The 26,395-nt window shown below is 60.7% G+C and carries 19 protein-coding genes and 2 pseudogenes; 14 read left to right on the top strand and 7 right to left on the bottom strand.

What is annotated here, in order from left to right:
• Window positions 1–84: 84 nt before the first annotated feature.
• Window positions 85–1,422 carry a type I glutamate--ammonia ligase gene (gene glnA, locus BLLJ_RS06675; protein WP_007052524.1) on the top strand — a complete coding sequence of 446 codons (1,338 nt, stop codon included), beginning with the start codon at window positions 85–87 and terminating at the stop codon, window positions 1,420–1,422.
• Window positions 1,423–1,639: 217 nt separating this feature from the next.
• Window positions 1,640–2,107 (top strand): annotated as a pseudogene (locus tag BLLJ_RS06670) (MFS transporter); the annotation flags it as partial.
• A gap of 67 nt (window positions 2,108–2,174) precedes the next feature.
• On the opposite strand, the gene BLLJ_RS06665 reads toward BLLJ_RS06670, so the two are convergent.
• From BLLJ_RS06665 to BLLJ_RS06655, 3 genes are read right to left on the bottom strand one after another with little or no spacing between them, the layout of a single operon-like run.
• Window positions 2,175–3,146 (bottom strand): hypothetical protein, encoded by a 972-nt coding sequence (locus tag BLLJ_RS06665; RefSeq protein WP_013582827.1) that lies wholly within the window; start codon window positions 3,144–3,146, stop codon window positions 2,175–2,177.
• A complete protein-coding gene (hrpA, locus tag BLLJ_RS06660; protein ID WP_007058451.1) occupies window positions 3,143–7,279 on the bottom strand; it encodes an ATP-dependent RNA helicase HrpA in 4,137 nt (1,378 codons plus the stop codon). Before hrpA ends, BLLJ_RS06665 begins: the two co-directional genes overlap by 4 nt.
• Window positions 7,269–7,925, bottom strand: a complete 657-nt coding sequence (locus BLLJ_RS06655) for a class I SAM-dependent methyltransferase (protein ID WP_007054390.1) — start codon at window positions 7,923–7,925, stop codon at window positions 7,269–7,271. Before BLLJ_RS06655 ends, hrpA begins: the two co-directional genes overlap by 11 nt.
• Before the next feature lie 158 nt (window positions 7,926–8,083).
• Here BLLJ_RS06655 and hflX point away from each other — a divergent pair, with 158 nt between their 5' ends.
• Window positions 8,084–9,589, top strand: coding sequence for a GTPase HflX (gene hflX, locus BLLJ_RS06650; RefSeq protein ID WP_007056520.1), 1,506 nt, complete (start codon window positions 8,084–8,086; stop codon window positions 9,587–9,589).
• A 180-nt stretch (window positions 9,590–9,769) separates the two neighbouring features.
• Entirely contained in the window at window positions 9,770–10,732 is a 963-nt protein-coding gene (locus BLLJ_RS06645; RefSeq protein ID WP_007052533.1) for an L-lactate dehydrogenase, read from the top strand.
• A 141-nt stretch (window positions 10,733–10,873) separates the two neighbouring features.
• Here BLLJ_RS06645 and BLLJ_RS06640 read toward each other — a convergent pair whose 3' ends face one another.
• Window positions 10,874–11,812 (bottom strand): cation diffusion facilitator family transporter, encoded by a 939-nt coding sequence (locus BLLJ_RS06640; protein ID WP_007052534.1) that lies wholly within the window; start codon window positions 11,810–11,812, stop codon window positions 10,874–10,876.
• Between the two features lie 165 nt (window positions 11,813–11,977).
• The gene (gene lexA / locus BLLJ_RS06635; RefSeq protein ID WP_007052535.1) at window positions 11,978–12,703 is read right to left on the bottom strand and encodes a transcriptional repressor LexA; all 726 of its coding nucleotides are present in this window, start codon (window positions 12,701–12,703) and stop codon (window positions 11,978–11,980) included.
• A 419-nt stretch (window positions 12,704–13,122) separates the two neighbouring features.
• On the opposite strand from lexA, the gene istA reads away from it, so the two are divergent.
• The 4 genes and pseudogenes from istA (at window position 13,123) to nrdR (ending at window position 16,147) form a co-directional block, all read left to right on the top strand.
• The gene (istA, locus tag BLLJ_RS06625; RefSeq protein WP_013582292.1) at window positions 13,123–14,580 is read left to right on the top strand and encodes an IS21 family transposase; all 1,458 of its coding nucleotides are present in this window, start codon (window positions 13,123–13,125) and stop codon (window positions 14,578–14,580) included.
• Window positions 14,577–15,338 carry an IS21-like element helper ATPase IstB gene (gene istB / locus BLLJ_RS06620; protein WP_013582291.1) on the top strand — a complete coding sequence of 254 codons (762 nt, stop codon included), beginning with the start codon at window positions 14,577–14,579 and terminating at the stop codon, window positions 15,336–15,338. Before istA ends, istB begins: the two co-directional genes overlap by 4 nt.
• 85 nt (window positions 15,339–15,423) lie before the next feature.
• Window positions 15,424–15,654 (top strand): annotated as a pseudogene (locus BLLJ_RS06615) (LysM peptidoglycan-binding domain-containing protein); the annotation flags it as partial.
• Between the two features lie 52 nt (window positions 15,655–15,706).
• The gene (gene nrdR / locus BLLJ_RS10050) at window positions 15,707–16,147 is read left to right on the top strand and encodes a transcriptional regulator NrdR (RefSeq protein ID WP_007056380.1); all 441 of its coding nucleotides are present in this window, start codon (window positions 15,707–15,709) and stop codon (window positions 16,145–16,147) included.
• Window positions 16,148–16,281: 134 nt separating this feature from the next.
• Here nrdR and serA read toward each other — a convergent pair whose 3' ends face one another.
• Both serA and BLLJ_RS06600 read right to left on the bottom strand, forming a co-directional pair.
• Complete coding sequence (serA, locus tag BLLJ_RS06605) at window positions 16,282–17,481, bottom strand: phosphoglycerate dehydrogenase (protein WP_007054393.1); 1,200 nt, start codon at window positions 17,479–17,481, stop codon at window positions 16,282–16,284.
• A gap of 10 nt (window positions 17,482–17,491) precedes the next feature.
• Window positions 17,492–19,771, bottom strand: a complete 2,280-nt coding sequence (locus BLLJ_RS06600; protein WP_007052539.1) for a HelD family protein — start codon at window positions 19,769–19,771, stop codon at window positions 17,492–17,494.
• Window positions 19,772–20,103: 332 nt separating this feature from the next.
• Here BLLJ_RS06600 and mraZ point away from each other — a divergent pair, with 332 nt between their 5' ends.
• From mraZ to BLLJ_RS06570, 6 genes are read left to right on the top strand one after another with little or no spacing between them, the layout of a single operon-like run.
• Window positions 20,104–20,625 (top strand): division/cell wall cluster transcriptional repressor MraZ, encoded by a 522-nt coding sequence (gene mraZ, locus BLLJ_RS06595; RefSeq protein ID WP_007052541.1) that lies wholly within the window; start codon window positions 20,104–20,106, stop codon window positions 20,623–20,625.
• Window positions 20,625–21,704, top strand: a complete 1,080-nt coding sequence (gene rsmH / locus BLLJ_RS06590) for a 16S rRNA (cytosine(1402)-N(4))-methyltransferase RsmH (protein WP_007052542.1) — start codon at window positions 20,625–20,627, stop codon at window positions 21,702–21,704. The genes mraZ and rsmH overlap by 1 nt, the downstream gene beginning before the upstream one ends.
• Window positions 21,705–21,710: 6 nt before the next feature.
• Window positions 21,711–22,160: a hypothetical protein gene (locus BLLJ_RS06585; RefSeq protein WP_007052543.1), complete on the top strand. Its 450-nt coding sequence runs from the start codon at window positions 21,711–21,713 to the stop codon at window positions 22,158–22,160.
• Window positions 22,157–23,959: a peptidoglycan D,D-transpeptidase FtsI family protein gene (locus BLLJ_RS06580; RefSeq protein WP_013582825.1), complete on the top strand. Its 1,803-nt coding sequence runs from the start codon at window positions 22,157–22,159 to the stop codon at window positions 23,957–23,959. The genes BLLJ_RS06585 and BLLJ_RS06580 overlap by 4 nt, the downstream gene beginning before the upstream one ends.
• A 26-nt stretch (window positions 23,960–23,985) precedes the next feature.
• Window positions 23,986–24,858, top strand: coding sequence for a hypothetical protein (locus BLLJ_RS06575; protein WP_007054397.1), 873 nt, complete (start codon window positions 23,986–23,988; stop codon window positions 24,856–24,858).
• 48 nt (window positions 24,859–24,906) lie between these two features.
• Complete coding sequence (locus tag BLLJ_RS06570; protein WP_007054398.1) at window positions 24,907–26,358, top strand: UDP-N-acetylmuramoyl-tripeptide--D-alanyl-D-alanine ligase; 1,452 nt, start codon at window positions 24,907–24,909, stop codon at window positions 26,356–26,358.
• Window positions 26,359–26,395 lie beyond the last annotated feature (37 nt).

The raw sequence follows: 26,395 nt of genomic DNA, 5'->3' as shown, positions 1-26,395 counted from the left end.
GTTGATGAAATCTCGCGACTCGCAGGTGACGAACAGTGAGATGTTAACGCCCTTCGTAACACGGTTATGGAACGATAGGCGACTATGGATAAACAGCAGGAGTTTGCGCTGCGCACGGTCGAAGAACGCGACGTGCGCTTTATTCGTCTGTGGTTCACGGACGTGTTGGGAACACTGAAGTCCGTGGCGATTGCTCCGGCCGAACTGGAAGCCGCGTTTGAGGAGGGTCTCGGCTTCGACGGTTCCGCCATCGAGGGCATGACCCGCGTGTCCGAAGACGATATGATCGTTCAACCCGATCCCTCGACGTTCCAGATCCTGCCGTGGCGCGGTGGCCCGCAAGGTACCGCCCGCATGTTCTGCGACATTCTGACCCCGGACGGCGAGCCTTCGCTCGGCGATCCACGTCACGTGTTGAAGCGCACGCTCGCCAAAGCCAAGGACAAGGGCTTCACGTTCTACGTGCATCCGGAAATCGAGTTCTACCTGTTCGAAAGCCAGGACGACTGGTCCAAGGCCCCGACCCCGATCGACGAGGGCGGCTACTTCGACCACGTGCCGCGCAGCCCAGGCATGGACTTCCGCCGTGCCACCGTGAACATGCTCGAGCAAATGGGCATCTCGGTGGAATACTCGCACCATGAGGCGGGGCCAGGCCAGAACGAGATCGATCTGCGATACGCGGACGCGCTCACCATGGCCGACAACATCATGACATTCCGTACGGTGGTCAAGGAGATTTCCTTGGAGCGTGGCATTCACGCCAGCTTCATGCCCAAGCCCCTGGCCGACGCGCCCGGTTCCGGCATGCACACGCACCTGAGCCTGTTCGAAGGCGATTCCAACGCCTTCTACGAGGCCGGTCAGGAGTTCAACATGTCCCTGACCGCCCGCCAGTTCGCCGCCGGCATCCTGTACCATGCGGCCGAAATCTGCGCGGTCACCGACCAGTACGTCAACTCGTACAAGCGCCTGTGGGGCGGTAACGAGGCACCAAGCTACATCTGCTGGGGCCACAACAACCGTTCCGCGCTGCTGCGTATCCCGCAGTACAAGCCGGGCAAGGGCAACTCCGCGCGCATGGAGTTCCGTGCGCTCGACCCGGTGGCCAACCCATACCTTGCCTACTCGGTGCTGCTGGCCGCCGGTCTCGACGGTATCGATAAGCAGATGCAGTTGGGCGAGCCTACCAGTGATGACGTGTGGGAGCTCACCGACGGCGAACGTCAGGCTATGGGCATTCAGCCGCTGCCGCGCTCGCTGGACGAGGCGCTGAAGATCATGGAGAAATCCGACTTCGTGGCCGACGTGCTCGGCGAACACGCCTTCGGCTACTTCCTGGACAACAAGCACCAGGAATGGGAGGAGTACAACCAGCAGGTCACGCCTTACGAGCTGAAGAAGTATCTGCCGAAGCTGTAATCGCAAGCGTTGCACATGTGCCAAACCCCGTCGATGATTGGTCATCGGCGGGGTTTTCTATGGCGTGTCGTGGTGGTGGGTAGTGGGCAGAGGTGGGAATAACGTTGTCGCTGAGTTGATACGAAAAAACGATTGACATAACCGACGAATCAGCTTGTAGTACGAGCGAGAGCACTCAAGAGAGCACCCATGACGAACGCACCTGCGAACACCGCGCGTACCGGCCGGCACTTGGGTGGCCGATACCTTTGGTTGGCGTGTCACCTTTGCCTTGGTCTCGGTGCTCACCGCCGTGCTGATGGCATCGATGGCAGTGTCTCTGCCACGCAACTCGCATCCGGCGAAGATCGGTTTCCTGAGGCAATTCCGCCTGTTCTTCGACCGCCGCATCCAGCTCGGCGTGGCGGATGTGGTCTTCGGCGCAGCCGCCTCCTATGTCTTCTACACGTATCTTTCGCCGATCATGCGCGACGAAATCGGCGTGCCCGAACGCTATATCAGCATCGGCTTGGTGATTTACGGCTGCGCCTGCCTGTGGAGCAACCTGTACGGCGGCAAGCTGGCCGACAAAGGTCATGGCGTGGAACCATTGACCCACATTCGACCGATCTACTGCGTGCAGGCCGTCTGCCTGTGTCTGCTGGCTTTCGCCTCGCTGCTGGCGGTTGGCGCCACGACCCTGCTGCGTCCATACGTCGAACGCTGACAGTGTTGGCCGAGTCCAATCGGACAAGACCGGTCAGCTGCCGTTATCAGCTTCGCGGCGAACCGAACCAGCTGGTGTAGATAAGCGCGAAGTTGCGGTTGCCATAACTGGAGCAGGAATCGCCGGTACCGTTGCCAGCGGCCAGTGCGGCGATGTTCGGCTGGTAGGGCGTATAGATGTAGAGCAGGGCGGTCGCCTTGTTCTCGATATACACTTGTGCGCCGCCGCATGCCGCGTTCGGATGATATTGGATGTAGTTGAGATTGTGCGCCGTATACCCGTACTGTTCCTCGTGCTCGAGATAGTAACGGTACCGCTTGGCCGCGCCATACACCTGCCGAAAGAATCCGGCATAGGCGGGATCGCAGTCGGCGGTATCCGGACAGTTCAACCCCATCGCCGCCATAAGCTGATAGTCGCTGGGATCGACGGCAGTGACCAGATGCTGCTCCTTCTGCATCACGGTGAGCAGCACTTTCTGGCTCACCTTGCAGGCGCGGGCCGACTGGTCGATGATTGCCGCCGCCGACTCGCCTTTGGTGCCTGTATAGTCCGCGCACAGGCCTTCGCCTGACTCGTTCGATGTGTCGAAGGTCATCGCGGCCAGCGAGCCACCTTGTGTGTCCAAAAACGATTGGACTTCGGCCTGACTCATCGCCGAACCGTTGAAGAACTGACCATCCGAAATAATATTGCCCGGATTGAAATCGTATGTTCGCGTCAGTTCCAGCTGTGCCGCCTCGGCTGCGCGAACCTGTGCCCGCCAGTTTGTGAAACGAACCAGCCCGGCCACCAGCGCTACGACAACGACCACCGCCACCGTGGGAATCAGCACCATCTTGATACGGGTCGGCCAGTTCGCCTTACGCCAGGAACGCTTCAGAGCATTGATCGGACCGTGCCTACGATTGCGTTTCCTGTTCCGATTGCCGAGGCATCCGCGCACTTGCCCACGCTGTGATGACGGCTTGCGCGTGCGCTGGCGCGTGGCCTGGCGACTTGTTTGCCGTCCGGTCACGCCAGCGCTTTCTTGATACGGTTGAGCGAAGCCGGCCCCTTGGTGCCAAGCTCCTGCGCCCATAGGGACACGTAGAACTCTTCAAGCATCCAACGGGCCTGTTCGGCCTGCTTCATCAATGCCTCATGCTTCGGGCCGGCCGGCTCCGCCTTGGCACGGGCCAACGCCTTATCAACCACCTGACGGGCCTCGTCGGCCTGCCAAGCCCACTTGACATCACGGTTCTTATCGGTTTTCGCCTTATTGAGTCGGCTCAGATCGGCTCTCAAATATCGGCTCAACGACTTCAGCGCATCCGGGGGAGTGCGCCCGATGAATCCGGGGTAGACGAGCGTGGCGATATGGTCGCGAATCGACTGCAACACCGAAAGCATCGGCAGATCAGCCTTGCCGCCAGTGGCCTTGTCGACCTCGGCATAAGCCTTGAGCACGGCGATCACGTCATGCGCCACCTGATAGACGGTGTCCTCGTACACTTCGCGCACATCGAGCACCGCATTGGCTAACGCCTCATCGTCCGAGAGCCTGTCGACATTCGGCATCAGCCGTTTGACCGTGGCCAGCTGCAGGTCTTCGACCAGATCCTTGGTGGACTTGTACGGAGCAGAAGCCAGCATCAACGCCTCGGTACCCAGCCAGCGCGACGAAATGCGTTCGGCCGGCAATCGCAACGCATCCAATGCGCCACGCCAGAGCATCGTGGCCCGGGACTCGGTGGTGGCACCCGCCTTATGCAACAGGTTCGCCTGACTGACCAGCTTGCCCTGTTCTCCAGCCTGATCGGCCTGCTTCTTGACCATTTGACGGGCCGACGCCTCCGCCTGCGCGGCGAACTTGCGTTGCAGCGCCTTCAGATCCTTGGACACACCCAGCACCTTGATGGGGCCGCGCGCATGCCGGCGTCCACGAGGGTGCTTGCCGGCCGGCAGTTGCTGCTCCACCGAGAACGTGACTCTGAGATACGGGGAAAGACGCTCGACCAGTTCCGGCCCCAACACTTCGGGATGAATCTGCGCACCCTTGGTGGCGATGGCCGCCTTGGTGAACACATGTGCCAGATCGGGCCAGCCAACGGTCGTGCCATCCTCATCCACCGGCGGCAGATTCGGCTTCTGCTGCGAGCCCGAGCCCGGCAGATCCGGGTAATGCTCGTCGATCCAGTCACGAATCGCACGCGCGGCATCCGGGGCCGGCACGAACTGGACGCGCAGCTGCTTGGGCAGCGCCTTGATCATCGACAGGATCAGCTCATCCAACAGACCCGGCACATTCCATGTGAACTGGTCGGGCGTGATACGCGAGAGCGCCTTCAACGGCACATGCACGGTGACGCCGTCGGCCGGGTCGGCCGGATCGTACACGTAGCTCAGACGCAGGTCGATGGGTTGGCCGTCCGATCCGGTCGTATGCCAATGGTCGGGGTAATCGTCCAGACTCACCGAATCGCTGGATGCCAGACGCTCCACCTTGGCCGGGTCGAAATCAAGCAGATTCGGCTGACGGTCATGCTCGGACTTCCACCATTTCGCCAGATCGGCCACGCTGGTCACATCGTTGGGAATGACCGCGTTGTAGAAGTCGAACAGATCCTCGTCGGACACGGTATCCGCCAGCTGGCGGGTGCGGCTCGCATCATCGGCGGCATCCTCGAGAATGTCGCGGTTTTTGCCCACGAAGTCGTCGTAACTGAAACGCTGCTGAATATCGCCCTCGACCAGACCCTGGCGAATCAGGAAGTCGCGCGCCTCAAGTGGATTGATGCGTCCCCACTGCACGGCACGGTCCTGTACGATCGGCAGACCATACAGCAGCACGCGCGCGGTGGCCACAGCCGAGCCACGCGAACCCGACCAGTGCGGCTCCGCATACGTGGTGCGGGTCAATTGGCCGGCCAACGGTTCGGCCCACGCGGGGTCGATGGCCGCCGAATAGCGGGCCCACAGGCGAGAGGTTTCCACCAGTTCGGTGCTCATCACCCATGACGGGGTCTTCTTGGCCACGGCGGAAGCGGGGAACAGGGCGAAACGGGTGCCGCGTGCGCCCTGATAATCGTTCTTCGACTGCTTCTGGGCGCGTTTCATCGCACGGGCGCGCGCCGCACCGGTCAGCCCCGCGAAATCGGAGGCCTTGGGCTCGCGCACCACCTGCATGCCCATCATCGACAGCAATCCGGCGAGCATCGACTTGTGGATGCCGTCCGCATCCCACGCGCAGCACAGCGAATGCGCGGCCTGCTGATTCAACGGCAGCTGGCGGATCTCCAAGCCTGGGCGGGAGGCGGGCAGCGGGTCGCCGACCTTGAACTTCAGCTCCTTGCACATCTGGCGTAGCTGGGAGACGAGATCTTTCCACTGGCGCATCCTCAGCCAGCTGAAATACTCGGTTTTGCAGATACGGCGCAGCGCGTTGTTGCTCGGGTCGCCGTCTGCTTGGAACACGCGGTCCCAGATATTCAGGGCCGTCAGGAAGTCGGAGGTCTCATCCGCATACCGGTTGTGGATGCGGTCGGCATCCTCACGCTTGTCGTCCGGGCGTTCACGTGGGTCCTGCAAGCTCAGGAACGCCACGACCACGAGCACCTGGGCCAGAAGATTCGGCGAACCGGTTTTCGCGGCCTCGATAACCATACGTCCCAGACGCACGTCGATGGGGATGCGCGCCAGCTGACGACCGGTATGGGTGAGCGTCACCTCGCCGCGCTTGCGGCCGATGGCCTTGAGCTCGGTGAGCTCATTGAAACCGTCCGACACGGCCTTCATATCCGGCGGATCGATGAACCCGAAGTTCGTGACGTCCTCGGCCGTGCGGGCCACGCCCACCGACAGCATGTGGAGTACCACGGCACCCAGCGAGGTACGCAGGATTTCCGGCTCGGTGAAGCGCGGACGGGTCTCGTAATCCTCACGCGAATACAGGCGGATCGCGATGCCGTCGGCCACACGGCCGCATCGGCCGGACCTCTGGTCGGCACTGGCCTGGCTGATCGGCTCGATCGGCAGACGCTGAACCTTTGCGGTCTTCGAATACCGGGAGATACGGGCGGAACCGGGGTCCACCACATACCGGATACCGGGCACGGTCAGCGAGGTCTCAGCCACATTGGTGGCAATGACGATGCGCTGGTGAAGGTGCGATTCAAACACCTTATGCTGGTCGGCGGCGGACAGTCGCGCGAACAGCGGCATGATCTCGATGGCATCCGGCCGGCGCATGTCGTCGGCGCGCGGGCCGTAATGATGCCGCAGTGCGGCCTCGAACTCGTGGATGTCGCGCTCGCCGGAGGCGAAGACCAGAATATCGCGGGGACCGCGCTCGTGGGAGGAGTGAATCACCAGCTCGGCGCAGGCTCGAGCCACGGCGGTAGGCATATCGGTGATGCCGTCATCGGCATAGGAGGCACCGGACCGGCCGCGGGGCCGGTCGGAATCGGATTCCGCGATGGCGCTGGCCAGCTCGTCGTAATCGGCGTCGCCGGGGCGGGCGCCCACCGCGAATCCCGGCACTTCGCGCATCAACGCGGGCGCGGTGCCAAGCGGCTCGTAGACCACCTGCACGGGGAAGGTGCGGCCGGAAACCTCGATTACCGGCACCTTCTCATGCAAGGCGTGCTCGAAATGCTCCTGGAACTTGACCGAATCGATGGTCGCGGAGGTAATGATGAGCTTCAGATCGCGGCGCTGAGGCAGCAGTGCCGTCAGATAGCCGAGCAGAAAGTCGATGTTAAGACTGCGCTCATGCGCCTCGTCGATGATGATCGTATCGTATCGGGTGAGTTTCGGATCGCGCTGGATCTGGGCGAGCAGAATACCGTCGGTCACGACCCTCAATCGTGTGCCGGGCGAGCTTTCGTCGGTGAAACGCACCTGATAGCCGACCTCGTCACCGAGCTTCACGCCCATCTCCGAGGCGATACGTTCGGCCACCGTGCGTGCGGCGATACGGCGAGGCTGGGTGTGCACGATCTGCTTGCCGTGCGTGCCACGGCCAAGCTCAAGCAGGATTTTCGGCAGCTGTGTGGTTTTGCCCGAACCGGTCTGGCCGGACACAATAACGACTTGGGAACGTTTGACCGCGCTGGCTATCTCATCACGCGCGGCAGATACGGGAAGTTCTGCGGGATACTCATATTTCATGACGAACTTCAATGATACGGAAGCCCTTGGAGCTCGCGTATTTGCTCGCAGTGAACCCCTCGCCGAGCGCATCGTCCAGCCAGGGGATCAGCGAATCGGAACCGAGATTCTTCTGCACTACGAGATAGGCGGCACCGCCCACCTTGAGCTTCGGCAGCCAAGCCATAAGCAATGTATGCAGCGCTTCCTTGCCGACTCGGATCGGTGGGTTCGACCAAATCACATCAAACGTGAGGTCGCTCGGCACCGTCTCGCAGAACGCCGGCTGGTTCTCGGCAGGCAGGGGAGTGCTGGACTCGTCCACCTGAGCCGTATGAATGTTCGTGTGGCCGTTCGCCTGTGCGTTGGCATGGGTCAGGTCCACCGCGCGCTCGTTGACATCCACCGCCCACACGTTCGCTTCGGGCGACTCAAACGCCAATGTCAGGGCGATAGGGCCCCAGCCGCAGCCCAAATCCAGAAAATCGCCGGTAAGCGGCGGCTCGGGCGCATGCTTCAGCAATACCGACGTACCGAGGTCCACGCGCGAGCCGGAGAACACGCCGTTCGACACCTGAGCGGTCGCCTCATGGCCGCGCAACGTTACGTTCAATGTGCGGCGCACATCCTTCGATGCGGGTTCCGCAGAGAAATACTGTTCTGCCATGGTCGCTCCATTTCTGCGGGATTCGCCGCTCTCGTATGCCGACCTGTATCAGCCGGCCTATGCCGGTACGTGCCGATCTATGCCAGCATGTCACCTCATGTGATGATAATAAAGGACCATAGAAGAATCGTGAACCATTCCAACCAAACGAGGCGCACTTGACCGACAACACCCAGTACACCGACATCAACCGCGGCAACAACGACGTTACCCCTGAAGGTGTGCTGGCCGAGCAGTCCGAAGTGTTGCTCGACGACAGCCAGCGCGCGACCGGCTGGCATGAGGACGCCAACCAGGAATGGGAGGAGCGCGAGGCCCGCAACGAGCTCAAGCATGTCGCCGGTCTCGGCGAGCTGCAGGACGTCACCGAAGTCGAATACCGCAAGGTGCGTCTGGAACGTGTGGTGCTCGTCGGCGTCTGGTCGTCCGCCGTCACCACGCAAGCCAAGGCCGAGGAATCATTGAGAGAGTTGGCGGCGCTCGCCGAAACCGCCGGTGCGGTGGTATGCGATGGTTTGCTGCAGCATCGCTCCAAGCCGGATGCAGCCACGTACGTTGGTTCCGGCAAAGCCAAGGAGATTGCCGGCATCGTGGCGCGTGAGGAAGCCGATACGATTATCGTGGACGACGACCTGCCGCCGTCACAGCGCCGTGCATTGGAGGACGCCGCCAAAGTCAAGGTGGTGGATCGCACCGCGGTGATTCTGGACATCTTCGCCCAGCACGCCACCTCGCGTGAAGGTAAGGCGCAGGTGGAGTTGGCGCAGCTCGAATACATGCTGCCCCGACTGCGTGGTTGGGGTGGTTCGCTGTCCCGTCAGGCCGGCGGTCGCGCGGCCGGCGCGGATGCGGGCATCGGATCGCGAGGCCCGGGCGAGACCAAAATCGAAATGGACCGTCGTGTAATTCGCACGCGTATCGCCAGACTGCGCCGTCAGATTCGTGAGATGGCCCCGGCACGTGAGGTCAAGCGCGGTTCACGCCGTCGCTTCGGCCTGCCCACAGTGGCCGTGGTCGGCTACACGAACGCCGGCAAATCCTCGTTGACCAACCGTCTGACCGGTTCGGCCGAACTGGTGGAAAACGCGCTGTTCGCCACATTGGACACGGCCGTGCGCCGCGCCAAAACCCGCGACGGACGCGCTTACGCCTACGTGGACACGGTCGGCTTCGTGCGCCGCCTGCCCACCCAGCTGGTCGAGGCGTTCAAATCCACCCTGGAAGAGGTGGCCGAGGCCGACGTGATCCTGCATGTGGTCGATGGCTCCCACCCTGACCCGTTCTCTCAGGTCGACGCGGTCAATGACGTGTTGGCGGACATCGAAGGCACGGCCTCGATTCCGCGTATTCTCGTATTCAACAAGGCCGATCAGGCGGACGAGGCGACTCGTGAACGACTCGCCGCGCTGCAGCCAGATGCGTTCATCGTCTCCGCCTATACCGGTGAGGGATTGGACGAGCTGCGTACCGCGGTCGAAAGTCTGCTGCCGGTCCCGCATGTGCATGTCAACGCTCTGCTGCCGTATACCGCTGGCTCCCTGATCTCTCGTGTACGCGAATACGGCAAGGTAGACAAGGTGGAGTACCGCGATGATGGCATACAGCTTGAAGCGGACGTTGACGCCCATCTTGCCGCTCAGGTGGTCGAACAGTCCATTGACTAACGTGATAAACATCACAGTATATTCGTGAGCGCTAACAACCGTTGAAAACATTACCATACGGTTATCAAACAGGGTGGTGTGCTGGTAGCAAAACGTCTTAGCGGGTTTATAGAGTGAAGACGTTAGTTACAAGGCCTGCCATTCATCAGCAGACCGCCTTTGAAGAGAGGTTCATCCATCATGGCGGAAACTACCGTTAAGCCCACGAAGCTTGCTGTTATTGGTGCCGGTGCCGTTGGCTCCACCCTCGCCTTCGCCGCTGCCCAGCGTGGCATCGCTCGCGAGATCGTGCTTGAAGACATCGCCAAGGAGCGCGTGGAAGCCGAAGTGCTCGACATGCAGCATGGCTCCAGCTTCTACCCGACCGTGTCCATCGACGGTTCCGACGATCCTGAGATCTGCCGCGACGCCGACATGGTCGTCATCACCGCTGGTCCGCGTCAGAAGCCGGGTCAGTCTCGTCTTGAGCTCGTTGGCGCTACCGTCAACATCCTCAAGGCCATCATGCCGAACCTGGTCAAGGTGGCTCCGAACGCCATCTACATGCTCATCACCAACCCGGTCGACATCGCTACCCACGTGGCTCAGAAGCTCACCGGTCTGCCCGAGAACCAGATCTTCGGTTCCGGCACCAACCTGGACTCCGCTCGTCTGCGCTTCCTGATTGCCCAGCAGACCGGCGTCAACGTCAAGAACGTGCACGCCTACATCGCCGGCGAGCACGGCGACTCCGAAGTCCCGCTGTGGGAGTCCGCCACCATCGGTGGCGTCCCCATGTGCGACTGGACCCCGCTGCCCGGCCACGATCCGCTCGACGCCGACAAGCGCGAGGAGATCCACCAGGAAGTCAAGAACGCCGCTTACAAGATCATCAACGGTAAGGGTGCCACCAACTACGCCATCGGCATGTCCGGCGTCGACATCATCGAAGCCGTCCTGCACGACACCAACCGCATCCTGCCCGTGAGCTCCATGCTCAAGGACTTCCACGGCATCTCCGACATCTGCATGTCCGTGCCGACCCTCCTCAACCGTCAGGGCGTCAACAACACCATCAACACCCCGGTCTCCGACAAGGAGCTCGCCGCTCTGAAGCGCTCTGCCGAGACGCTGAAGGAAACCGCCGCCCAGTTCGGCTTCTGATAAAAAATCGCTGTACGGAGCGCCTTTCGCACCGCACAAGACTCGACCTACCTTTGTAGGCCTTCAACTTGTGCGGCACGAAAATCGCACACGTACAGCGATTTTTTATACCCTGCTGAATGCTCCCGTTGGGAGCATTTTTTATTCGTGGATTTCGTTGGAGGAGGGGGAGCTATAGCCCTCGGGCTCGAGCTGGAAGGTGGTGTGGGGGACCGAGACCGGGAAGTGCTCGCGCAGGCAATCCTGCAGTTGGGTGAGGATTGTGGCGGCATCTTCCATGGTGAGGTCTTTGTCAACTACCACGTGGGCCATCAGAATCGGCATGCCGGTGGACACCGTGCTGGCGTGGAGGTCATGCACGGCAAGCACATGCGGCACGTCTTCCAGATGTTCGCGTACCTTATCGAGGTCAAGTCCATCCGGTGTTTCCTCCAGCAGCACCTTGACCGCGTTGTGCAGCAACTTGATGGCGCGCGGAATCATCATCAGTGCGATGACGGCACCGGCCACGGCGTCGAAGCCATTCCATCCGGTGGAGATCATTACCAGGGCAGAGGCCACCACGGCCACCGAGCCAAGTGCGTCATTCATCACCTCGAGGAACGCGGCCTTCATATTCATGTTGTCTTCGCGCTGCGAGGCAAGGATGAAAATCGAGATGATATTTGCGGCAAGACCCAGAATGCCCACGAACAGCAGCAAGCCGATATCGTCGATTTCCGCTTTGGAACCGCCGAACAGACGCATGCCGGCCTCCATCAACGCATAGATGCCAACGACGAGCAGCACCACGGCACCTGCGGCAGCGGTGAGCACCTCAAGCCTGGCCCAGCCCCAAGTACGAGTGTTGCTGGGCTTGCGGCGCATCAGTATGGCGGTGATTGTGGATGCCGCCAGCACGGACATGTCGGTGAGCATATGACCGGCATCCACCAGCAGGGCCAATGAGCCGGTTAAGACAGCCGACACCACTTCGATGAGGAAGACCGAACCGGTTACGGTCAACGTGGCAATCAGCCTACGCTGGTGCGCGGCAGGGTTTACGGATGTGGATGGTGCGGGTGCATGGGTATGAGCCATATGTACTCCTTCGCTCTATCGAGTTGAAACCGCTTCTCATTTCCATTTGCGATATGGTCTGAATACGACGAAACCCCGGCGCGAGGCCGGGGTTTCGTAAGCTGTGCGTGACTATAGCACGACCAGCGCGATTCGGTGCACGCTGATCAGCTGGTGGCGAACAGGCTACAATTTGCGCAGCACGGTGACCACCTTGCCCATAATCGTGGCATGTGTGCCGTCGATGGGCGAGTATGCGGGGTTGTGCGGCATCAGCCAGACATGGCCGTTTTCCTTGCGGAAGGTCTTCACCGTGGCCTCGTCGTCCAGCAGAGCGGCGACGATATCTCCGTTGACGGCGGAATTCTGTTCGCGCACCACCACATAGTCGCCATCGCAGATAGCGGCATCCACCATGGAATCGCCGTGGACTTCCAGCATGAACAGGGTGCCGGAGCCGGTCAGCCGTTCCGGCAGACGCATGACGTCGTCCACATGCTGTTCGGCGGTAATTGGCACGCCGGCGGCAATACGGCCAACGAGCGGCACATCGTGTGATTCGGCAATGGCTTCGGCGGGGAATTGGTATATCTCCGCCACATTACTGGTGCTGGTTGCCTCTTCGCTGGCTTGGGAGGGCTTTTCGGCATTCGGGGCGGATCCTGCCACCACCTCGATGGCGCGACCCTTGTTCGCGTTCATGCGGATGAAGCCCTTGTCTTCCAAAACTTGTAGCTGATGCTTGACCGAAGACGGACTTTTGAGCCCGGCGGCATTTCCGATTTCCCGGAAAGAGGGAGCGAAGCCTTGTTCGTCGATATGCGTGCGAATGGCGTCCAACACTTTGCGCTGGCGGTCGGTCAGGGTGGACTCGTCCGGCTTCTGCTTGGGGGAGAAGGGAATGGTGCTCACGTCAGGGCTCCTTTCGTTATGTCACCAGCATAACGTGTTGTTCGTGTGAAATCAAACATCTGTTCGAGTTTCGACTTGACCGTGTCGAACGTTTGTGTCATTATAAGAACAGTTGTTCGATAGAACATCTGTTCGAGAGAGGTGGTCGTGATGACTGGTTCAATGGTGATGGCCCCGGCCCGTAGCGCACGTGTAGCTATGCAGCATGCTGGAACGTTCCACCGGAATGTGCGTGGGAAGATTATCGCAGTGATGGTCGCCTTGGCGCTGGCCTGGTGTATGTGTTCAATAGGGAGTTGAGGTTTTAGTCACGTAGTTTTTTCGGGTTTAGGCAGAAAGGCATGCCGACCACCCGTGGGCCTTAGCCTGATGGTGCTTCGAATCCATTCGGGAAAGGGCCGGAAAGGCAAATGATCAGCATGCCCAAAATACAGTCTATCCGTCAGAGGCGCAGGAATGGGGAGTCCGTCGCCTCGATCGCGCGCGGCGAGAAGGTCAGCGAGCCGACCGTGCGCAAGTATCTCAAGGCCGACGACCTGTCGGCCAGGCCTCCGGTAAGGAGACGCCGTGGCTCGGTGCTCGACGAGTGGATTCCCGTGATCGAGGGCATGCTCGCCGAGGACCGGGAGACCTGGCACAAGCAACGTCACACGGCGACGCGCATCCACGAGCGGTTGCGTGACGAGTACGGGGTGGAGGCGTCGTTGTCGACGGTGACCCGGACGGTGGCCCGGTTGAAGCGTGAGTTCATGGCGGAGCGCGAGATGGGTTTCCTGGACCTGTCGTGGCATCCGGGCGAATGCCAGGCGGACTTCGGCCAGGTCGACGTGCGCTACCGGGGCGTCGTGACGCGGATGCGGCATTTCGTGTTGGATTTCCCGTACTCGAACATCTCGCCGTGCCAGCTGATGCCCGGGGAGAACGCGGAATGCACGTGTCAGGCTTTGCTTAACCTGTTCGAATGGCTGGGCGGGGTGCCCCGGCGCATCGTGTACGACAATGCCGCCGGCGTGGGCCGCCGACGGTTCGACGAGATCCGCCTGACCCGCCTGTTCCAGGCGTTCCAGGCCCATTACGGGTTCGAGTACTCGTTCTGCAACCCGTACTCGGGCCACGAGAAGGGCGCGGTCGAGGCCAGGGTCGGGGCCGTGCGCCGAAGGCTGTTCGTGCCGGTGCCCAGCGTGTGGAGCCTCGACAACTTCAACCTGCGCCTTCCCGACCGCTGTCTCGAGCTGGGGGACAAGGACCATTACAGGAAGGGCGAGAGCCAGGCCGGCCTGTTCGAGGATGATCGCAAGGCGCTGCTGCCCCTGCCCGCCAAGCCGTTCGACGTGGTCACGTGGACGAGGATGAAGGCCGACAAATACGGAAACGTCACCGTCCAGGGCCGCCACCGGTACGCGGCCGGACCCGAACACGCCGGCCATGAGATGATCGTCGGCCTGAGGGCCCTGGAGGTGGAGATCCTCGATGCCGAAGGCAAACGCGTGATCACGCATCCGAGGTCCTACGGGGACAAGCCGACCGACAGCGGCGACCCGTCGAGCCAGCTCGGGCTGTTGTGCGACCGGCCGGCGGCCTGGCGCAACAGCCGGGTGCGCGACGCGATGCCCGACCCGCTTCGCGAATGGATCGACGCGCAGGACGAGGCCACGCGGCGCGACAGCCTGCGTGCCCTGCTGCACGCCGACGGCGAGAGCGGCTGGCGGGCGGCCGTGGCCGGCATGCTCGAGATCCTCGAATCCACCGGAGGCACGGACCGGGCCGGGGTATGTCTGGCCGCGGCACGCCACGCCTCGGGCCTGGGACCCGTGGCCTACGACGACCCCGTGGACCTGAGCGAATACGACATCGCCTACACCAAGGAGGACGAGTGAACCAGAAGAACGGACGGACCGACCCCGGCCCGCTGCGCGAGCGGGCGAGGAGCCTGTTCATCTCGCAGGCCACCATCGACGAAACGCTCGAATGGGCCACGCCCCGCCAACTGGACGCCATCGACCGCATGCTCGCCACGGAACTGGCCAACAGGGAGGCCTCCAAACGGGCAAGGCTCATGCGCCAGGCCCGGTTCCCGGTGCCCAAAAGCCTCGACGGCTACGACTTCGCGAACGTGCGCCTGCCCGACGGATACACCAAGGAGCAGCTGACCGGCCTCGATTTCGTGGCCAAGGCGCAGGACCTCGTGTTCTACGGCAAGACGGGACGCGGCAAGACCCACCTGGCCACCGCCCTGGGCATGCTCGCCATCGAGCAAGGCAGGAGCGTGAGGTTCCGGCAGACCGCGGAGCTCGTGCTCCAGCTCGGCAAGGCCAAACGCGACGGCGCCCTCGACAACCTGCTCAAAGACCTCGCCCGTGCCGACCTGATCATCCTCGACGAGTTCGGCTACGTGCCCTTCGACATCGACGGGGCCCGCCTCCTCTACCAGATCATCGCCGGCAGCTACGAGCGGCGCAGCATCATCTTCACCACGAACATCGAGTTCAGCAAATGGGGGACGATCTTCGCCGACGACAAACTCGCCGCCGCGATCATCGACCGCATCGTCCACCACGGACGCCTCATCGAATTCACCGGCCCCAGCCGACGCGTCAGCCAGGCCCTCATGTTCGGCAAGACGGACAACCAGTAAAACAAACCACCGGCCGGCACTCCTCATGCCGAAAACCGAAAAAAATTAGTGACGAAACACGAAACACCGACTTGACTAAATACAGGCCTGGTGTGGTTTCGGCGCGCTTACCGCTCAGCGGGCCCAATCGGATACGGGGGCCACGCAGGTGACCAGTTATATCGTGCGGCCGGGGGATACGCTCTGGTCATATGCTTCGGCTATCACGCCTGCTGGTCATGATGTATCGGAAACGGTGGATGAGCTGATTGCGTTGAACAATCTTGAGTCCGGATCATTGCAGGCCGGGCAGCGCATTATTGTTCCGGTTGAGTAAATGAAACCCGAGCGGCATGGTTTTTCCGCCCGTACACGTTATTCTGGGGAGCATGCATTGTCCTTTTTGCCAGAACCCCGACACCAAAGTCATTGATACGCGCATTAGCGATGACGGTCATTCCATCCGTCGGCGTCGCGTATGCCCGAAATGCAGCAAGCGTTTTACCACGGTGGAAACCAGTATGCTGCTGGTCACTAAACGTTCGGGTGGCGTGGAGCCATTCAGTAGAGACAAAGTGATTTCCGGCGTACGCAAAGCTTGTCAGGGGCGGCCGGTCAGAGAAGAGGATCTGAAGCTGCTGGGACAGAAAGTCGAAGAGGATCTTCGCTCCCGAGGCCTTGCCGAAGTCACCTCAGATGAAGTGGGCAAAGCCATCCTGAAACCGTTGCGTGACTTGGATGTGGTGGCGTACCTTCGATTCGCGAGTGTGTACCAGAACTTTGCAGGTCTGGAGGATTTCCAAAGCGCCATTGATGGTTTGCGTGAATAATATGCGAATGCCATGCACCGTGATATGCGAGTGATTCGCAAACCATGGTGCGAGCCAATCATGAAGCCCAGCACTTATGAAAGAGACCCGTCATGATGACGGGTCTCTTTCATATCAATCGAGGATGAGCTGCGTCAGCTGATGACACGCATGCGAATGGTGCCTTCGATGTTGCGCAGTGCTTCAAGCGTGGCGGCGCTGGGCGTCTGAGCCACGTCGGTGACCACATAGCCAAGTTCGCCTTCGGTTGCCAGCGACTGGAAGGAAACGTTGATGTTCTCCTCGCCGAGCACATGATTGACATGAGCCAGCACACCAGGAAGATTGTCGTGCAGATGGGCGATACGGCACACACCCTTGCACTCACCGAGGTTGATCTGTGGTAGGTTCACGGACAAGGAGGTAGAACCCTTGAACCAGTAATCCTCAAGACGCTGAGAGACGAAATGGCCGATGGATTCCTGAGCTTCCAAGGTGGAGCCGCCAATATGAGGAGTCAGAATCATATTGTCTTCATTGGCCAGTGAGGTCTCGAACGGATCTCCGCTCTTCTTCGGTTCAACGGGGAACACGTCGACCGCCGCGCCAGACAGATGGCCGGAATCGAGGTGCTGCTTCAGAGCTCCCAGATCGGCGACGAAACCGCGCGAAAGGTTAATGAAAATCGCGTCCTGCTTCATGTGGGCGAATTGGTCTTCGCCGAAGAATCCGGTGTTCGACTTGCGGCCATCCACGTGCAGGGTCACGGCATCGGACTGTTCCAGCAGTTCGTTGAGGGTGTCGCAACGGTGGGCATTGCCCAGTGCCAGTTTCTCCTCAATGTCGTAGAACACCACGCGCATGCCGAGGGCCTCGGCCAGTACCGACAGCTGGGAGCCGATGTTGCCGTAGCCGATGATGCCGAGGGTCTTGCCTCGCACTTCATGCGAGCCGGAAGCGGACTTGTCCCACAGGCCATGCTTGATGTGATGCGTGTGTGCGGGAATGCGGCGCATCAAGCAGATGATGTCGCAGATCACCAATTCCACCACGGAACGGGTGTTGGAGTAGGGAGCGTTGAACACGGCGATGCCACGCTTGCCGGCATGTGCCAGATCGACCTGATTGGTGCCGATGCAGAAGCAGCCGATGGCGCTTAGCGTAGGACGCGCATCCAGCACGCGGGCTGTGACGTTGGTCTTGGAGCGTACGCCCACCAAGTCCACGCCATCCAGCGCATCGATGAGTTCGTCCTCGCTCAGGGCTCCCTTCATGGTCTCGACTTCGAAACCGTGATCACGCAGCGATTTGGCCGCATCGGGGTGAATGTTTTCCAATAACAGTGCTTTGGGCATGCTTCATACCTTAGATGTTCAGGGACTTTTCGTCCGCTTTTGTCCGAACTATAACCAGTTTCTGGGTCGGCCTGGTCATTGCCACGTACAGGTCCGAGGCGGCGACCAGGCGGCTCGGCGCGTCATCCTCGATGAGACCGGGCTCGACCACCACGACGGCATCGAACTCCAGACCCTTGACCGTTTCAGTGCCGCAGACGCTGATTTGCTCATCCCATTCGGGCTGCTCGATGAGCCTTGCGTATTCGGCCGGGTCAAGAATGACAGCCAGTTTGCGGCGCACGGCATCGCGCACCGGGGCGATGAGATTATCCGGACAGATGACGGCGATGCGGCCGGTGCCGTCTGCCGAAACGAATTGTTCGGCAAGCTGCGCCGCCTGCTCGGCCGTCGTTTCCAGCAAGGACGACATGTCGGGCACCACATTGCGGGACACCGAATCGGGGATGGTGCGCACCGCATTGACCGTGGAGATGTAGAGGCCTTCCTCCTCGGCAAATCGTGAGGCAAGTTCGGAAACTTCCTGCGGATTACGGTAGTTGATGGTCAACTCGTTCAAATCCCAGTGGCTTTCGCCGAACAGGCGGTTCATCGATTTGCTCCAGCGTCGGGTGCCACCCAGCGCCGAAGTCTGCGCCACATCGCCCACGATGGTGAACGAGCGGGAGGGGCAACGGCGGATCAACATACGCCAGTCCATGGCGGTCAATTCCTGCGCTTCATCGACCACGATGTGCCCGTAGGTCCATTCACGGTCGGCCGCGGCCCGCTGCGCGGTCAGCTCAGCGTCGTCCCCGTTCATCTGGTCGAGCAGCATCTGACTGGAGACGATGCCTCCACCCAGACCGGTCGCGGCCAGAGTGTCTTTGGCATACTGCTCTTCGGCGGCACGACGTGCGTCGGCGGCGGACTGGCGGGCCACCGCCTTGGGATCGGGGCCCAGCATATCCATTGCTTCGTCGAGCAGCGGAATATCGGAGCGGGTCAACGGGGAGCCTTTGGGGCGGGCAAGTGCCGCGATGTCGTTGTCGGTCAGCCAACCAGCCAGAGACTTCAGACGTTCGGGATGGGCGAACAGCTGATCGATGAGCCATGGGGCGGTCATCGGCAGCCAGCACAGGTTCAGGGTCTTGCGAACCTGCTCGTTCATACGTAGCAGCGACATCGCGCGGTTCAGCTCCGCCTGATCCGGCGTGTAATCAAGCTGTTCGGCATAACGGTTCTGCATGCTGGTCAGCATCGAACGGATAAAGGTCTCGCGGGCCTTGTTATGAGGTTGTCGGGTGCGCTTCGCGTCCGCCTGCGCCTGCTCGATATCAGTGGCCAGCATTGGTACCTGAATGCCGCTAATGGTTACTGTCGGCAGAGCAGCGGGAACACGCACGCGTGCGGCGATGGCATTGGCCACTACGGAGGTCATGCGTCGATCGCCCTTGAGCTTGGCTGCATAAGGGGAGTCGACCGCCGTGGCGGTGATGCCGGGAATCAGATCGCTGATGGTGCGTGAGACCACGCCGGTCTCGCCCAAGGAGGGTAGCACCTGATCGATGTAGTGCAGGAACGCCGAGCTGGGGCCAACAACCAGCACGCCGGAACGTTCCAGCGTGCGCCGGTGCGTGTACAGCAGGTAGGCGGCGCGATGGAGCGCCACGGCCGTCTTGCCGGTGCCGGGGCCGCCCTGCACCACCACGGCGCGATTCATGTCGGAGCGGATGATGCGGTCCTGCTCGGCCTGAATGGTGGCCACGATATCGGTCATCTTGCCGGTGCGGCGTGAGCTCAACGAAGCCAGCAGCGCACCCTCGCCGGTCAATGTGCCGGCGGAAGACGCCTGGCCGACCTGGTCTGAATGCACGTCAAGCACCTCATCCTCAACGCCCACGACTTCGCGGAAACTCAAGGTGATATGCCTGCGCATCACGATGTCGCCGTGATTGGAAGGGGTCGCCTCATAGAAAGGACGTGCGGCTTCGGCACGCCAGTCGGTCAGAATCGGCTCATGGTCCGGGCTCGACAGGCCGATGCGGCCGATGTAATGACGGTCGCCGTTCTTGGCATCGAGGCGGCCAAACACCAGCCGATCCTCAACGCTGCGCAATTGCGTGAGGCGGTTTTCGTACATTGTGGCAAAGGAGTCTCGTTCGCTGCGTTGCGTGGGGGATCCGTGGGAGCCGGCGGCGCGTACGGTGTCCAGGCGTTGCCACATTTCGGCTCGCAGATCATCCAATCGTCCATAGGCGCGATCGACGGCCTGCTGCTCTTCATGCAGCTGGGAGGCGTAACTCGACATGCTGTTCTCTTCGTTCCATTTCCGTGGGGCAGAAAAACTTAAGGCATTCAAATTTACCGCACACCCCCTACGTCAGTGATGCGGACAACCCGGAATAGGTGAATTCAGCGTGAATTCACCATGCTGCTCGGTCGGTGGGGTGCGCGACGTGGATTGAATGTGCGGAGCGTCCATTCGTGCGACAGTCGTGGCCGACACGCGCAATCCATCGGTAATTGCCCTAAAAGGGTGAGCAAATCGTGCATGAGTGGGGAGAAATGGGGAATCGTGGGGTAGAGTGGTGAGCCAGTTGGCCGAAGTGTATCCCACGTAACGATGAAGGAGGTGGAGCCATGGTTGCCGATCAGACGATTCGCGACGCTGATGCCAACGCACAAGGCTCCACCACTATGGCCGATCTCATGGCTGGTCTGCCGCCATTGCTTCTCGGAACATATACGCCGAAGATCGATGCCAAGGGCCGTATGGCGCTTCCGGCCAAATTCCGCTCCCAGCTGGGGCAGGGCCTGGTCATGGCCCGAGGCCAGGAACGGTGCGTGTACCTGCTGCCGTTCGACGAATTTCGACGTATCGCCTCGCAGATTCAGCGTGTGTCGGTGGGAAACAAAGCCGCCCGCGAATACCTGCGTGTGTTCCTTTCCGGTGCCGTCGACCAGCAGCCGGACAAGCAGGGCCGCGTGCTGGTGCCGCAGATGCTGCGCGATTACGCCAATCTGGGTTCCGACGTCGTGGTGATCGGCGTTGGCACCCGTGCCGAACTGTGGAATAAGGACACGTGGGAGTCCTACCTCGCCGAGAAGGAAGAGGGATATTCCGATATTGCTGACGATGTGTTGCCGGAGGTGGAATTCTGATGGTTGATGTGGCGAATATTCATCTGCCGGTATTGCTTGACGATTGCGTGAACCTGATGGCACCTGCCCTGGAACATGAGAACGCCATCGCAGTGGATTGCACCCTGGGCCTTGCCGGCCATTCCATCGCCTTCCTCAAGGCCGCGCCTCAGGCTCGGCTCATCGGCATTGACCGTGACAGTGAAGCGCTGGGGCTGGCCACCGAACGTATGGAACGGGAGGGGCTCGCCGATCGATTCATTCCGGTGCATGCCGCCTTCGATCAGCTCGATCAGGTGTTGGCGGACCAAGACATCGAACGCGTGGACGCCGTATTCATGGATCTGGGATTATCCAGCCTGCAGATCGACGAAACCGATCGTGGCTTCTCCTATTCGCATGATGCGCCGCTGGATATGCGCATGGACGTCAGCCAGCCGTTGACGGCCGAACGGATTCTTGCCACCTATGATGCGGCGGAACTGGTCCGCATATTCAAGGAATACGGTGAAGAGCGTTTCTCGCGTCAGATCGCCCGCGCCATCGTGGCGCGTCGAGACAAGGAGCCGTTTACCACCACCGCACAGCTCAACCGTCTGGTCGATGAAGTGGTGCCGCAAGCCCACCGCCCGGCGGGCAATCCCGCCAAACGCGTCTTCCAGGCGTTGCGCATTGAAGTCAACGGCGAATTGGACAAGCTCGCCTCCACATTGCCGCAGGCCGCGAACCGACTGCATGTCGGGGGACGACTGGTGGTGGAGTCCTATCATTCGCTCGAAGACAAAACCGTCAAATCGTTCATGGCACAAGGGCTGCGAGTGGATGTTCCGGCTGGCCTGCCTGTCATACCGCCGGATGCCCAACCGTTTTTCACGGATCTCACGCGAGGTGCCATCAAGGCCGACGAACATGAAATCGCAGCCAACCCGAGATCGGCTTCGGTGCGGTTGCGGGCGGTGGAAGTCAGCCGTGAGATTCCGTCACGATGGAGGAAACGCTTTACGCAAACCGCGCAGGGCCTGAATGACGTCAAGATACAAGGCTCCGCGTCTCCGGGCAGAGCCAAAAACACGGCACGAATTCGTACAAGGAGGGGATAACAGCATATGGCAACTGCACGTAGCATTCGATCGAACGCGGCTCCAGCCTCGAACCGACCGCACACCAAGCATCAGTCCTCCTCCCGACCTGAGCTGCGGGTGGTCTCCAACCCGCGTGGAAACGAGCAGGGCAATGTCGTCGGACGGGTCATCGAATGGACCAGAACAAGAAGCGCACCGCTGGTGCACGTGGCCATCGCAGTGATCTTCCTCGTCGGCACCTTGTTCGGCGCGCTGATGCTGCGTACCCAGATGGTGCAGAACTCGTTTGAGGCGGCACAGATCGAAACCAACATCAACAGACTTACCCAAGATATCGAAGACGATCAGGCCAAACTCGATCAATTGGTCGCGAACCTGCCCGACAAGGCCAGCGACATGGGCATGGTCCCGCAGCAGGGATCAGTGTCCATCGACTTAAGCGGATACCAGTCCAACAAAGGCGGAACCCAGTGAACACCATTCGTCGCATCGTAGAGTTCGCCAAGGTCAAGACCTTCGCGTTCAAATGCATCGCCATCGGCGCCGCATTGGCGTTGGTGGCGTCGGCATGCGTGATTCAGCTGGCCTCCACCCAGCTCATCGGCGGCCGTCAAACCGCACAAGCGGCCACGGCTAACCGCACCCTGACCGTGACGTTGAGCGCCAAGCGTGGGCGTATCCTCGACGCCAACGGCTCCGTGCTCGCTCAAAGCGTGGAGCGTTATACTATCGTCGCCAATCCGGAGGCTGCACAGGAGTTCGAGCCGATTACTTGCAATGACAACACCCGTGATTACTGCCACGAAATTGACGGCAAACCCGTGGGCGCTACCGGAGCGGCGGCCGTGGGCCGACTGCTGGCCAAAGTCCTGGATATGAACGCCATGGAACTGGGCGCTGATCTGTCCGGTACCGGGCAGTATGTGATTCTGAAGAAAGATGTGACTCCGCAGGTCAAGCGCAGCATCGAGTCGTTGCACCTGGGCGGTATTGTCTGGGGTGAGCTGAGCAGTGAACGACTGTATGCGGATGGCGATCTCATGGGCGCGCTGCTTGGCGGCGTGAACGACAACGGCGATGGCGTCGCCGGCATCGAGCAGGTCGAGAACAAGACGCTTACCGGAACCGATGGCCATGAAACCTACCAGCGTGGTAATGGCGGCGAAGAGATTCCCGGCACCATGACCGAATCGGTGGCGGCCAAAAATGGCGACGATGTCACCCTGACCATTGACCGTGATGTGCAATGGTATGTCAAAAAGGTCTTGAAGGAGGCCGAATCCAAGTATGGTGCAGCGTGGGCGATCGCCGTGGTGCAGGATGTCCAGAGCGGGGAGATTCGCGCACTGGCCGATAGCGATGAAGTACAGGCTGGTACCGATGCGGCGAAGATGAGCCCGTCTCGGGCCGTGTCCGAAACCTTCGAGCCTGGTTCGGTGGGCAAGGTTATCTCCATGTCCGGCTATCTGCAGATGGGACTGCATAAGATGAGCGATCAATTGTCGGTCCCGGACCACATCACACAGGAGGGCCAGACCTACAAGGACTCATTCGACCATGGCACTGAGCGCTGGACGCTCGCCGGCATTCTGCAGAACTCATCGAACGTCGGCATGATTATGGCCGGGGAGAACTATCCGGATGAGCAACGCTACGAGTACCTGACCAAATTCGGCATCGGACAACCGACCGGACTGAACCTGCCCGGTGAATCGAGCGGTCTGCTCACCAACCCTTCGGCGTGGGATCTGCGTACGCGCAACACCATCCTGTTTGGTCAGGGCTACACCGTCAACGCCCTGCAGCTCAACAACGTGGTGGCCACCATCGCGAACAAGGGTGTCAAGCAGCAGCAGTCGATCATCAAATCAACCACCGATGCCAATGGCAAGACCACTGAGACCAAGAAGGGCGAAGCCACCCGCGTGGTGGATGAAAAGGTCGCATCGGACATGATGAATGCGATGGAATCAGTGGCGGAAGGCTACAACAAGTTCGTCAAGGTCGATGGTTACCGCATGGCCGCCAAGTCCGGTACCGCAGAGGTGCAGGGCTCGGATGGTACGCTCTCGTCCATTATCTCCGATTATTCCGTGGTGATTCCCGCGGACAACCCGCGCTATGCGGTCACCGTGGTGATGAAGGATCCGAATGGTGTGTTCGGCGGTCTGACGGCCGGCCCTGTTTCCGCACAGATTTGTGAGTTCCTTATGCAGAAATACGAGGTGCCTGTCTCCAGTCCACGCAAAAATGCTATTCCAGTCACGTGGTAAGGATCAGGGGAGAAAGGCGATAGCCCATGAGTGCAGTGAGCGAATCCATCGCCCAGCGGGTGACCCTGGGAATGCTGGTCGAACGGTACGGTTTTGAAGTCGATCCACCCTTCGCCACCAATGTCACCATTACCTCACTCAGCGATGCCGTGGACACCGTGATTCCCGGCTCGCTGTTCATCTGCACGCATGAGCAGGAACCCGATGTACTGCATGCCGCACAGGCCGGTGCCTATGCGGCGTTGCTGCCACGCGCGTCCAAAGGGCAGATCGCCAATGCCGATATACCGTTGCTCTACGGCGATTTCGACGATCGCGTACTCGGCGATCTGGCCAGCGGTCTGGCCGGCGGACCGTCCAATGCCATGGCGGTGTTCGCGGTGACCGGTGCGGATGAGCAGGCCGTCGACGCAGGCGTGTCCCAGCTCTCCGAATTCCTGCACATGCTGGGCAATCCGGTGGCGGTAATCACCGCATCCGGGTCCACGTCGATGACACGTACCATGAACCTGAACTATCCTCTGGGCATCCTCGATATGCAGCGCGCGCTGTCCGTGTGCGCCGAAGACGGTGTGGCGGCCGTGATCATCGCCATGGATGACCGCACGTTGGCCGAGCATGCGTTGGAATCGGTGAACGTGGATGTACTGGGCACGGAGGATGTCAACGCAAGCGCAAGCTTGAACGAATTGAAGACACGCTACGCATTCGTTGCGGAACATGACATGTCCATGACCTCGTCGACACCCGAATCGGATGAAATGGCTGCGGATTCACCGGCAATGTATGACCGCGTCCGACTCGGGCACATGTCCTTGGCCATCGCCATGGTGCTGGCCGCCGGCGTGAGGAAAAACAACATACGCAGTGCCCTGCATGTGGCCAATAATCTCAATTAAGTCCGTGGATACGGGACGAAGCGTAATCGTAAAGGAGTTTGAAACACCATGGTTCCGATGAGCGTGGAGGAGATCGCCAAGGCCGTCGATGGTCGATTGATCGGAGACGCCGGTTCCGAGTCTCGAGCCACCAATACGGTCAGCGACTCGCGGCAGGCCGGCCCCGGATCGGTGTTTGTGGCCATCCGAGGCGAGCGTGTCGATGGGCATGACTTTGTGGCGAAAACCGCTGGACAGGGAGCCACGGTGGCCATCGTCGACCATGAGGTGAAGTCCGATGGCCTTCCGCAGATCGTAGTGAAAGACACGGTCGACGCCCTTGGCGAACTCGCCCGATACAACATCGTTCGCCGCCGCGAGCTGGACGGCGACTTCGACATCATCGGATTGACCGGTTCGGTGGGCAAGACCACCACCAAGGATCTGCTCTCCTCCCTGCTTGCCACCGTAGGTCCGACCGTGGCTCCGGTGGGATCGTTCAACAATGAGATCGGCCTGCCGCTCACTGCGTTGCGGGTCGATGAGCACACCCGGTTCTTCGTGGCTGAGATGGGTGCCAGCCATATCGGCGAAATCGCGCGACTGACCCGTATCGCACCGCCGAACACGGCAATCGTATTGAAGGTCGGCGTCGCTCACCTTGGAGAATTCGGCTCCCGCGAACGCATCGCACAGGCGAAAAGCGAGATCGTGCAGGGATTGCTTCCCGGAGGCACCGCGGTACTGAACGCCGATGACGAACACGTGGTTCCCATGGCCGGCCTGGCCAACGGCGACGTGCTGTGGTTCGGCTTGGGATCGTCGCAGGAGCCCGAGGTGCGGGCCATTGATGTCACTGCCGACCGGTCCGATCATGCTGAATTCACGTTGGTCGATGCGGACGGCAACCATACGCCGGTGCATCTGGGCATTCCTGGACGTCACAATGTGATGAACGCGTTGGCCGCCGCAACCGTGGCGATGCGTTACGGTATGGCACCCGAAACGGTGGCACGGATTCTGGCCTCGCAGCACACCATCAGCCCTCATCGCATGGCATTGTCCACGGTGAATCGCGAGGGGACTTCCTTCACGCTGATCGATGATTCCTTCAACGCCAATCCCGACTCCATGAAAGCCGGCCTGAACGGGTTGAAGGCCTGGAACTCAAATGACGGCAAGGAGCCGTTCCGCGTGGCGCTGCTGGGTGCCATGCTGGAACTCGGCGCCGATGAAACGGCATTGCACACCTCGATCGGCACGTATGCGGACGAATTGGGCATCGACGCGATCATCGCGGTCGGTTCCGCCCAAGACCAACATCTCGATGCACTGGCACAGGCTCTGGCGGACGGTGCCCGTCAGAGCCAATCCGCGTCGGTGGATTGCGTACACGACATCGATGCGGCCGAACAGCTGGTCATCGACTTGGCTCGCAACCATCCCGACGCTGTGGTACTGCTCAAGGGATCGCACGCGTCAGGCCTGAGCGCTTTGGCTGAACGCTGGGCAAAGAACTGACCTGATAACCACCCCAAGAAACCGACAAGAAAGAGAA

Origin of the sequence: Bifidobacterium longum subsp. longum JCM 1217 (assembly GCF_000196555.1) — a bacterium.
Classification (GTDB): domain Bacteria; phylum Actinomycetota; class Actinomycetes; order Actinomycetales; family Bifidobacteriaceae; genus Bifidobacterium; species Bifidobacterium longum.
Note: the sequence above shows the minus strand (reverse complement) of the source record. Positions and strands in the feature narration are given on the sequence as shown.